Annotated in this window: 9 protein-coding genes and 1 riboswitch; of the genes, 5 read left to right on the top strand and 4 right to left on the bottom strand. The window is 45.0% G+C overall.

The window, feature by feature from the left end:
* The first annotated feature begins 183 nt into the window (after positions 1-183).
* The 5 genes from modA to VN379_RS01255 all read left to right on the top strand — a co-directional run bounded on the left by modA (position 184) and on the right by VN379_RS01255 (position 4,860).
* Positions 184-993 carry a molybdate ABC transporter substrate-binding protein gene (gene modA, locus VN379_RS01275; RefSeq protein WP_414714942.1) on the top strand — a complete coding sequence of 270 codons (810 nt, stop codon included), beginning with the start codon at positions 184-186 and terminating at the stop codon, positions 991-993.
* A gap of 79 nt (positions 994-1,072) precedes the next feature.
* Positions 1,073-1,759, top strand: a complete 687-nt coding sequence (gene modB, locus VN379_RS01270; RefSeq protein WP_325530002.1) for a molybdate ABC transporter permease subunit — start codon at positions 1,073-1,075, stop codon at positions 1,757-1,759.
* Positions 1,760-2,443: an ATP-binding cassette domain-containing protein gene (locus VN379_RS01265; RefSeq protein WP_325530000.1), complete on the top strand. Its 684-nt coding sequence runs from the start codon at positions 1,760-1,762 to the stop codon at positions 2,441-2,443.
* A 173-nt stretch (positions 2,444-2,616) separates the two neighbouring features.
* Positions 2,617-4,326 carry a methyl-accepting chemotaxis protein gene (locus tag VN379_RS01260; protein ID WP_325529998.1) on the top strand — a complete coding sequence of 570 codons (1,710 nt, stop codon included), beginning with the start codon at positions 2,617-2,619 and terminating at the stop codon, positions 4,324-4,326.
* Between the two features lie 105 nt (positions 4,327-4,431).
* A complete protein-coding gene (locus tag VN379_RS01255) occupies positions 4,432-4,860 on the top strand; it encodes a hypothetical protein (protein ID WP_325529995.1) in 429 nt (142 codons plus the stop codon).
* A gap of 10 nt (positions 4,861-4,870) precedes the next feature.
* On the opposite strand, the gene VN379_RS01250 is transcribed toward VN379_RS01255, so the two are convergent.
* From VN379_RS01250 to pyc, 4 genes are all read right to left on the bottom strand, one after another.
* Entirely contained in the window at positions 4,871-5,449 is a 579-nt protein-coding gene (locus tag VN379_RS01250) for a carbonic anhydrase (protein WP_325529993.1), read from the bottom strand.
* Positions 5,450-5,549: 100 nt separating this feature from the next.
* Positions 5,550-6,176: a hypothetical protein gene (locus VN379_RS01245; protein WP_325529991.1), complete on the bottom strand. Its 627-nt coding sequence runs from the start codon at positions 6,174-6,176 to the stop codon at positions 5,550-5,552.
* A gap of 1 nt (position 6,177) precedes the next feature.
* Complete coding sequence (gene thiC, locus VN379_RS01240) at positions 6,178-7,479, bottom strand: phosphomethylpyrimidine synthase ThiC (RefSeq protein WP_325530004.1); 1,302 nt, start codon at positions 7,477-7,479, stop codon at positions 6,178-6,180.
* Between the two features lie 66 nt (positions 7,480-7,545).
* Positions 7,546-7,643: riboswitch (TPP riboswitch) on the bottom strand.
* A 34-nt stretch (positions 7,644-7,677) separates the two neighbouring features.
* Entirely contained in the window at positions 7,678-11,127 is a 3,450-nt protein-coding gene (gene pyc, locus VN379_RS01235; RefSeq protein ID WP_325529989.1) for a pyruvate carboxylase, read from the bottom strand.
* Positions 11,128-11,272: the final 145 nt, after the last annotated feature.

Below are 11,272 nucleotides of genomic sequence, written 5' to 3'. Positions count from 1 at the left end.
CAATTTCAGTTGCGTATTTAACTGAATTGATACATAGACGTATCAACTAACTTGGTTGCAGTTTGATTATGTTAGTTGATCTTTTGTTGTTTTGAGGGGGATATTGTTTGCTGAGCAAGGGGTTGTGTGCCTATCTGCCGGCTATGATCTGACAGGTAGAGTGATATAAAGGGGGATAAAAAGATGAGAATGATGAACAAAAAGGTATTTCTTATTTTGGCTTTGTTAGTAGCCACTATCTTTAGTTTGGTTGGTTGCGGCGGGGAAAAGCAAACTCCGCCAGCAGCGCAAGTGATGCCGGTTGAGATCACTGTCTCGGCGGCTGTGAGTCTAAAGGACGCACTTACTGAGATCCAAAAGAATTATCAGGCCAAGAACCCCAATGTTAAACTTGTTTATAACCTTGGCGCCTCAGGCGCTCTCCAGCAGCAAATCGAGCAAGGCGCGCCTGCCGATATTTTCATTTCAGCCGCTCCCAAGCAGATGAATGAACTGGAGGCTAAAAACCTGGTCAATAAAGCTACCCGTAAAAATCTGGTTGAGAATAAGCTGGTCGTCGTTGTCCCTAAAGAAACAAAACTAAACATAACAAAATATGAAGATTTAGCCCAGGAAGGTGTGCAAAAGATTGCGCTTGGCGAGACTGCCACAGTACCTGCCGGACAATATGCCCAACAGGTATTACAGAAACTGGGGCTATGGGATAAACTCAAAGAACGGGTTGTATTTGCCAAAGATGTGCGTACTGTATTGGCGTATACTGAAACAGGCAATGTTGAAGCCGGGATTGTTTATAAGACTGATGCTATTTCCAGCGACAAAGTAAAAGTTGCCGCAGTTGCCCCGGAAGGTAGTCACCAGCCTATCATTTATCCGGTTGCTGTGACCACCGGTACCAAGCAACAAAAGGCAGCTGAAGATTTTATTGAATATCTGTTTAGTGCAGAAAGCAAAGCGGTATTTGAGAAAAATGGATTTGTCATGGGAAAATAACAGGTAGCCCGAAAAACGGTTGTTTTTGAAAAAGACGGCTTTAGTTTTGTCAGTTTAAGCCAATAAAGCAGGTGACTGTATGATTGAATGGCAGCCAGTCCTACTATCGGTCAAGGTTGCGCTTGTTTCTTTAATTTTTGTATTTATCTTTGGGGTAACTGCCGCTTATATTATGCGAAGCTTTGAATTTCCCGGGAAAAGTGCACTGGAGGCGCTTTTTGCCTTGCCATTAGTATTGCCGCCTGTTGTAACCGGTTTTATTTTACTGGTTCTGGTTGGAAAACAAGGACCTATTGGCCGCTTCTTATCGGAAAGCTTACATACCCAGATTATTTTTACTCCTTATGCGGCTATGCTGGCAGCTACGGTGGTTGCATTTCCGTTAATGTATCAGAGTACCAAGGCCGCCTTTCAGGGAGTGGACCGCAAGCTTGAAGATGCCGCCCGGACGCTGGGTGCTGGTAATTGGCGGGTTTTCTGGACAATAACCATGCCCTTATCCTGGCCAGGATTAGTGGCCGGGCTGGTATTGTCTTTTGCCCGGGCGCTGGGAGAGTTTGGCGCTACGATTATGATTGCCGGTAATATTCCCGGTAAGACCCAGACCATCCCGCTGGCGATCTATTTTGCTGCAGAATCCAATGATTTGTCGTTGGCTGGCGCTTATGTCCTGCTGATCAGTGGGATAACATTTTTCCTGATTTTTGGACTAAATGTCTGGTCTAAGAAGCGATGTGGGGAATCGTCTGTAAAGGGGTTGTTTTAAATGCTGCAGGTAACTGTGAAGAAAAAACTTTCTGATTTTACGCTGGATATTCAGTTTACTGTTGCAAACAACATTTTAGTTTTGTTAGGTCCTTCAGGGGCAGGCAAGACAACGATCCTCCGCGCGATTGCCGGCCTTTTACGGCCAGATGAGGGGAAAATCGCTCATGATGACCGCATTTTGTTCTGTTCATCGGCGAAAACGTTTGTGCCACCGCAGCTCCGGCGGGTGGGTTATATGTTTCAGGAGTTTGCTTTGTTTCCACATATGGATGTAAAAAGAAATATTTGGTATGGTGTAAGGAAATATGACCAGGAAGCCAATGAACTCTATGAACGTTTGGTGGGACTGCTGCGTATCAGGCATCTGACAACAAGGTTCATTGATACCTTATCAGGCGGTGAGAAGCAGCGGGTGGCTCTTGCCCGTGCGCTGATGGCTGAACCGGAGATTCTCTTGCTGGACGAACCTTTATCGGCCCTTGACGCTGATACGCGTTTGGAACTGCAGGAAGAACTGAAAAAGATTCAAGCACTCTGGAATATTCCTTTTGTCCTCGTAACCCATGACCGGGCAGAGGCTAAGGCTTTAGGGGATGAATTTTTGTTTTTGGAGAGGGGCAGGCAAGCAACTGCTTCTGCTCTGTGGCAAGATGAAATTCTCCAGTGTCCAGGCGTGGGTTAAAGGATGTAATGCTAACGGTATGCTTTTATCTTGTTTATGGACAAGATAAAAGCTTTTTTTTGTTTTTTGATAGACGTAATTTTGTAAATAAGAATCATAAAAGTTGTGAAGGTGAATTATGTAAAAAAACGAATAGTGCAACATAGGACATTTTATGTATTGGAGGAGGACATATGCACAGGTTATCTGATTTTAAAACCGCGACCAAGATCTACGGCTTAATTATTTTTATGGCGATTTGCTTATTTGGAGTAGGTTTTGTTGGATTATTCTCGGTCAGAATGTTGAGCCATGAGATGACTATGATGTACCAAGACCGGTTAGTGCCTGTCCAATTACTTGGCGAGGTACGCCTGCTCAGTAAAGATTCGGAATCTAAATTGCTGGAGATTATGCTGACAGCAGATACGAATAGGCAGCAAATAATTATTCAGAATATTCAAGATAATACAAATAAGATTAATAAATTACAAGAGGAATATAAGAAAATTAATCTTGACACCTTTCAAGAGAACAAGCTGAGCGAATTGGAGAAAGAGTTGGCTGATTACCGGAAAGCTCGCCAGGAGATTATTAAGCTTGCTACAAGCGGGCACCAAAATGATGCTTTTGTCTTATACACTCAGAGTGTTTCTTTATTTCAAAAGGCAACAGAATTAAGACGTGAACTAATCGACTACAATAAGAAATTAGCCGAAACAACTAACCTGGAAGGAATTGCTGATGCAGCTCAGGTAGTAAAGGTTGTGTTGGGAGTCACTGCTGGTATTATCCTACTAGCCTGTACTTGGGGTTGGCTAATCGTGCGGGTGATTGCCAACCCTTTGAACCTGCTAATGACAAAGGCGGAGGATGTTGCCGAAGGAAATCTTGCCCAGCGGGTCAAGCTTAACTCCAAAGATGAGATCGGGAAACTAGGGATTGCCTTTAACAGTATGACCGAAAAGTTAGGCCGGTTAATTGGTCAGGTTATTGTTACAACAGAGCAGGTAGCCGCTTCTTCCCAACAGTTGACAGCCAGTGCCGAGCAATCTGCTTTAGCTGCCAACCAGGTAGCCTCTTCCATTACTGATGTTGCCCAGGCTTCTCAGGACCAATTCCAATCAATAAATCAAACCCTTAATTCTGTTGAGAATATATCAGCGATGATTCGGCATATTGCGTCAAATGCCAATGATGTAGCCTTGGATACAGACAAAGCTGCTCAAGCTGCCCGGGGCGGTACTAATGCAGTTGAAACTGCGATTAAGCAGATGGAACGCATCCAGAAAACAGTTATGGAATCGGCACAGGTGGTAACCAGTTTGGGGGCCCGCTCAGAAGAGATTGGGCAAATAGTGAGCGTAATTGCAAATATTGCGAGCCAAACTAATCTGCTGGCTCTTAACGCAGCCATAGAGGCCGCTCGTGCCGGCGAACAGGGGCGGGGGTTTGCCGTAGTTGCTGATGAAGTTCGCAAGCTGGCAGAGCAATCACAAGCGGCTGCCAAACAGATTGCAGCATTGATTGGGGAAATAAGTACAGATACTCATAAAGCCGTTGTGGCGATGCGCGAGGGAACCAAGGAGGTTAACGTCGGTACACAAGTTGTTCACACCTCAGGTAAATCGTTTCAGGATATTGTAGGCTTGATAGAGAATGTGTCCAGTCAGGTCAAAGTCATATCGACAGACATCCAGGAAATGGCAGAGAGTAGCAGACAGATTGTTGCAGCAGTTCAGGCAGTTGAGGAAGCCGGTAAAGGAATTCTTGGACAGACTCAGACCGTGTCAGCTGCTACGGAGGAGCAATCAGCTGCTATGGAGGAGATTGCTGCAGCAAGTCAGGCTTTATCGAAGATGGCTGAGGAACTTAGTATAGCTACCAGTAAATTTCAGATTTAGATAAAAAAATAAACGCACTTGTTTTATAGTGCGTTTATTTTTTATGGTTTAGATATACCAAATTTTGTAATACTAAGTATTACTATGCAAAGGGAGTGATACTTAGTGGACAAATGTGGGCATAACGGCGAATGGGATGAATCTAAATTGCTGTGTGTTAAATGTAATACAACTCAGTTTGAGGTTGTAGATAAAATGGAGGCCGGTGAGGTGATCGCCCGTTGTGGCTCGTGCGGACAGGAAACCGATCTTGGGGTTATTGTGGGTGCCCGCTATGGTGGGGCGGTAGAGGTAATTGCTGCGCTTAGGACCTTATATGCTGTCAGTCACTATAAGGCACAGAAAAATAATGATGAGCTTGGAAAGGTCAGATACTGCAAAAAACATGATCAACTCCAAGAGATCATAGGGGGAACTATGTACCACAATCCGTTGGATATGGCGGCTGATTTATTCAACATTATCGAAAATAGAAACATCAATGTAGTTGAAGTAAAAAAACTAATAGAGAGCATGAAGAAAAGAACAGAATAATCAGTAATTTCTAGACGTAGTCAAAGTTTACGTTACCATCATGTATATTGTGAATGGCACCAATAATTTGGAGGCCTTTAGCAGAAATCGCTTTCCCAAGAACAGGGCTAGCTGACTTTAACTTATCGATGTTAAAGTCAATGTTAGCCCTAATTGCATTTGGGAGTAGCTCACCAGTACAGTTTCTGGCACTTTCAATGGCGGGTACGATAGCCTGCAGGATGGAACAAAGGTGTAACGAAGCCTGGGTACCTGTTAGAGCAGCTTTAACCGCACCACAGTCCTGATGACCTAGTATCAGGATTAGTCGTACCGCGAGATGTTCAACTGCATATTCGAGGCTGCCCAGTACAACCGAGTCCACAACCTGGCCTGCTGTTCGGACAACGAATAAATCCCCCAGACCCTGATCGAAAATAATCTCAGGGGGGATCCGTGAATCTGAGCACCCCAGAATGACGGCAAATGGTTGTTGTCCCTGCACCAGTTCAAGACGTTTTTTATAACCGATGTCAGGCTTTGCATACCTCTCAGTTACATACCGCTTATTACCTGCGATTAGTTTTTCCAGGGCTTGATAGGCATCCATATACATCTCCTCCTTATTCATACAGAAAGGGTAGGACAAAAATGGTACTGTCACAAGTATTAAGCGCCTAATACCTTGCGAACAGTACCACTAAAAGATCTTACAGCGCAAATGACTTGCGTTCAGACCCTGCAAAATAAAATGCATGTTGAGTATTCCCAGGTTCTACGATCAGGTCAGAGAATAAGTTACCTACATCTGTTAATATTGTAAAGAGTAGTGTTGGATTGATTAGCTCAGCAGTATATCCATATGTGGTGATAAACTGCTGACCGCGATAACTTGTCACAGCGACATGCCCGCTTTCCGCAAAGTTGGCCTTTTGACAGAGTAGTCTTGTATGCATAGCATCTAACAGGTCAAAAGAGCGGGCATGGTCAGCCTGTACATTATGTTCAAATAAATATCGATAGACCTGGCCAAGAGGCTGCTTCTCAGTTTTTCTGGGTAGGTCTGTTTGCTGTTGGATTAATCTGCCCAGTAGTTTCTCAATACAGTCAAAGGCTGTCTGGAAAAACATAAAGGTGATAAACCAACGGAGGCTATGTTCATAAAGAGTATAATTCTGACGGCAGCAAATAAGTGCCTGAAGCATCGTTTTGAAAAATTGGCTCCGTTCATCTTCTAAATAATATCTGTCACATGTGAAAAGCAGTTTCGCGCGGTAGAAATCCACTAATTCCTGCAATTGCGCTGCTTCTGAAACAGATGTCATATATGTATCCATATTATACGATGCTCAGGTCTTCCCCGTTAAGGATTTTTTTCATGTTTTTCATCGGACACATCTTACCGCACATAGTACAGGTATCCTCACACTCCGGCTGTGATTCCCCACGGTATCTTTGAGCCTTTTCCGGATCAATAGCCAATTCAATCATGCGGGGGAAGTCTACATCGGCCCGGGCAGCACTCATTTGATTATCCCAATCGCGGGCACCGGGGATTCCTTTAGCAATGTCGGCTGCGTGGGCGGCTATCCGGGCGGCGATGATCCCTTCTTTCATGTCATCCAAATTAGGCAAGCGAAGATGCTCCGCTGGTGTTACATAACAAAGAAAGTCGGCCCCATTGGCAGCGGCGATTGCGCCACCAATTGCGCTGGTAATATGATCATAGCCGGGTGCAACATCGGTGACCAGTGGGCCCAAAACGTAAAATGGTGCGCCGTGGCACAATCTTTTTTCTAAGAGCATATTGGCAGCAATTTCATTGATGGACATATGGCCGGGGCCTTCGATAATCACTTGCACATTTCTGGCCCAGGCACGTTTTGTTAATTCACCGAGGGTAATGAGTTCCTCAATTTGCGCAGCATCGGTGGCATCATGGATAGAGCCCGGACGACAGGCATCACCTAAGCTCAATGTTACATCATACTGTTCGCAAATATCCAGAAGCCTGTCATAATACTCATAAAAAGGATTTTCCCGCTTATTAAGCTCCATCCAGGCAAATAACAAGGAACCACCACGGGAAACAATGTTGGTCAACCGTTTGTTTTGCTTCACCCGCTCAGCTGTTTTTAGGTTCATGCCACAGTGGATAGTCATAAAATCCACACCGTCTTCGGCATGCCTTTCGACAACTGAAAAGAATTCATCAACGGTAATATCTTTTAGATCCTTATCAAGCATTCCGACGGCATCATACATCGGGACAGTGCCAATCATGATCGGTGATGTTTCAATGAGCCTGCAGCGAAACTCGCGGGTTTTGCCATAGCAGCTTAAGTCCATGATGGCTTCTGCTTTTAACTCAATGGCTTTTTTTGCTTTTTCTAATTCAAGCTCAATATCATAGCAGTCTTTGGAAACACCTAAATTGACATTTACTTTCGTCCGAAGTTTTTCCCCAACCCCCTTAGGACTAAGGTTGGTGTGATGACGGTTTGCAGGGATGACAACCCTGCCGCTTGCCACTAATTCGCGCAGTAACTCAGGTTCAATCTTCTCCTCCCGAGCTACGATACGCATCTGTTCAGTAAGGATACCCCGTTTAGCGGCATCCATTTGAGTAGTGTACATAATCTTTTCCCCTTCCCCTTAATTATATTTTAGCTATAGGCGGAGGTGAGGGTAGGCAAGCTTCTTTGTTTTAAAAGGAAAAAGCTTTCCTACGGTGGTATTAACCACATCAGGTTCGAGGGTTGGAGTTTAATCCTCTCAGCCGTTGGGCACCCCTAGCTATAACTAACTAACAATGGTAATGCTGCCGACTACTGGCAGCTACGCTTTTACTGTTTTTAACAGTTCAATCAACAAGTCGCCTGTTTCCACAGGGTCTTGTGGTTTTACATATAATTCTTTTATTATGCCGTCAAAGGGGGCTTGGATCGTTGTTTCCATCTTCATGGCTTCAGTAACTACTAAATGATCGCCCTTTTTGACATGATCGCCTTTTTCAACCATTACTTTCACGGCTTTTCCGGTCATGGAAGCGCCGAGATGATTAGGATTATCTTTTTCAGCTTTAATGCGGGAGATGATTACTGTTTTAATGCTCTTGTCCTTGACAATAACCTCCCGGGGTAACCCATTCAGCTCAAAATTGACAATCCGGGTGCCGTCTGGCAGTGGTTCTTCGACAGAAATAAATTTAACGACAAGTGTTTTTCCTTCCTCGATGTCAACCCTGATTTCCTCCCTGGGTTTTAGGCCGTGGAAGAATGTTGGTGTATTTAGCATTGATACTTCACCGTAGGAATTAATAAAGTTGGCCCAGTCGGAAAAGACTTTCGGATACAGGGCATAGGCCAAGACATCTGAGGTAGTTACAGGACGTTGCAGGGTTCCTGCCAGCGTATCGCGGATTTCAGTAAAGTTAGCTGCTTCCAACAGTTCACCAGGACGTCTGGTTAGAGGTTTTTTCCCTTTTAGAATGATGCGCTGGAGCTCTTTAGGGAAGCCCTGGTAAGGCTGACCAATCTGTCCGGAAAAGAATTCCACGACAGAGTTAGGAAAATCTAAGGTGTCACCTGTTTCATAGATCGCATCCTCGGTCAGGTTATTTTCAACCATGAATAAGGCCATATCGCCAACGATCTTAGAGGAGGGGGTTACCTTTACAATATCCCCAAACATATCATTTACCTGACGATAAACCTCTTTGACCTTATCCCACTGGCTTTCGAGGCCCAAAGACTTGGCTTGCTGTCTTAGATTGCTATATTGTCCGCCAGGCATTTCGTGCTGATACACCTCGGCATTGGGGAAAAAGAGGCTGCTTTCGAAGTCTTTATAATAAGCGCGGACATCTTCCCAGTAATGCGATAATTCATTCATTTTACGGATATCAACAATAGGCTGCCGTGGATGCCCTTGTAAAGCGTAATACAGGCTGTTGCCGCTTGGCTGGGACGACATACCGGACATGGACGAGATAGCGGTGTCGACAATGTCTACGCCGGCGTCGATGGCCCGGGCGTAGGCATAGATACCATTGCCGCTGGTGTCATGCATATGAAGGTGAATTGGGATTTCCACAGTATCTTTTAGTGCAGAAACTAACCGGTAAGCAGCCTCCGGTTTCAGTAATCCGGCCATATCTTTGATACACAACATGTGGGCGCCGGCTTTTTCGATATCTTTAGCCATATTTACATAGTATTTTAAATCATATTTAGTGCGGGCAGGGTCAAGTATGTCACCCGCATAACAGATCGCCACTTCAGCCACCTTACCGGAGAGCCGTACTGCGTCAATCGAAGCAGTCATACCGTCAAGCCAGTTTAAGCTGTCGAAAATCCGAAATACATCGATGCCGGATTCAGCGGCTTGCGCTACGAAAGCACGAATGACATTGTCAGGGTAACTGGTATAGCCAACTGCATTGGAGCCGCGGAGCAGCATTTGGAATAAAATATTGGGGCTTTGTTTTCTTAGGGCTTCGAGACGCTGCCAGGGATCTTCTTTTAAGAATCTGTAGGCAACATCAAAAGTAGCGCCGCCCCACATTTCTAAAGAAAACAAATTTGGCAGCATATGGGCGGTAGGGGAGATAATGTTTAGCATATCATGCGTCCGCATCCGGGTAGCCAGAAGGGACTGGTGAGCATCCCGCAGTGTAGTATCGGTTAATAGTACCTCTTTTTGTTCTTTAACCCAGGCCATTAAGCCTTCCGGGCCGCGCTGATCAAGAATCTGTTTGGTGCCATTAGGCAGTGGACTTGTGGGTGTTTGCGGAAGTCTAACCGGTGGAAAACTTGGTTTAGGTCCTTTAGCAAGCCCCTCAAAGCCATTAATAGTTGTTTCAGCCAGGTATTTAAGAAGTTTTGTTCCTCTGTCTTGAGGTATGGGGAAGACAAAGAGCTCGGGGGTTGTATCAATAAACGTGGTGTAATAGTGCCCGCTTAAAAAGTCTGCATGGTTAACTACGTTATAGAGAAAGGGGATGTTGGACTTGATACCGCGGATGCGGAATTCATGGAGGCAGCGTTTCATTTTAGCGATAGAGCTTTTATGGGTGAGACCCCAGGTCGAGACTTTAACAAGCAGCGAATCATAATAAGGTGTGATGACTGAACCGGCATAGGCATTGCCGGCATCAAGCCGCACGCCAAAGCCGCCGCCGCTGCGGTAGGCTGTTATTTTGCCGGTGTCAGGCATAAACTGGTTTGCCGGATCTTCTGTGGTTACCCGGCACTGAATGGCATGGCCGTTACAGGTAATGTAATCCTGACTGGGAATACCAATACTCTCATCACTTAAGCGGTCACCATCGGCGATATACAACTGGGCCTGAACGATATCAATGCCTGTGATCATTTCGGTAATGGTATGTTCTACCTGGATACGGGGATTAACCTCAATGAAATAAAATTGCTGGTCAGGTGTAACCAAAAACTCAACAGTACCGGCACTAACATAACCCACAGCCTTCATCAATTTAACGGCAGCATTACAGATAGCATGACGCAGTTCCTCAGATAGTGATATGCTGGGGGCAATCTCGATAACTTTCTGATGGCGGCGCTGAACAGAACAATCTCTTTCATACAGGTGAATGATATTGCCATGCCGGTCTCCCATGATTTGAACCTCAATATGCTTGGGGAATTCAAGGAGACGTTCAAGGTAGATTTGGTCATCGCCAAAAGAAGCTTTTGCTTCCGATTTGGCGCGCATATAGGACTCTTCAAGTGCAGCTGCTGTCCGGACAATTCTCATCCCCCGGCCGCCGCCGCCCAAAATTGCTTTAATGATGAATGGATAGCCATGCTGCTGTGCAAAGGCCCTGACATCCTCGACGCTGTTTACCGGCCCGTTGCTTCCCGGGATAACCGGCAGGCCGGCAGCCACAGCCTGGGCACGTGCATTGATTTTGTCGCCAAACATGGCTAAATGTTCAATGTCTGGCCCGATAAATATGATTCCTTCTTCTTTACAGCGTTTGGCAAGATTAATGTTTTCGGATAGAAAACCGTATCCGGGGTGAATGGCATCCACACCACGGTTTTTAGCGATACGAAGTATGGCTTCAATGTCCAGATAAGCGTCAACCGGGCTTTTATCCTCGCCTAGCAAATAGGCTTCATCGGCTTTATAGCGGTGTAATGAGAAGATATCCTCTTTGGAATAGATTGCAATTGTGCGTATTCCTAACTCATTACAGGCGCGAATGACCCGGATAGCAATTTCGCCGCGATTGGCAACAAGCACCGTCTGAATTTTTTTCATCTAATTCCCTCCCAAAGCAAGCAATAGTGCATTATAAAAATACAACTGTCATTGGTAATTTACCACCGATTTACAAAAAAGACAAGATATATTATGAAAAAAACATCAGAGTTATAATAATAAAATCAACGGTGCTCTACATATC

This window comes from Sporomusa sp. (assembly GCF_035561255.1).
GTDB lineage: Bacteria > Bacillota > Negativicutes > Sporomusales > Sporomusaceae > Sporomusa.
This window is presented reverse-complemented; position numbering and strand designations above follow the sequence as displayed.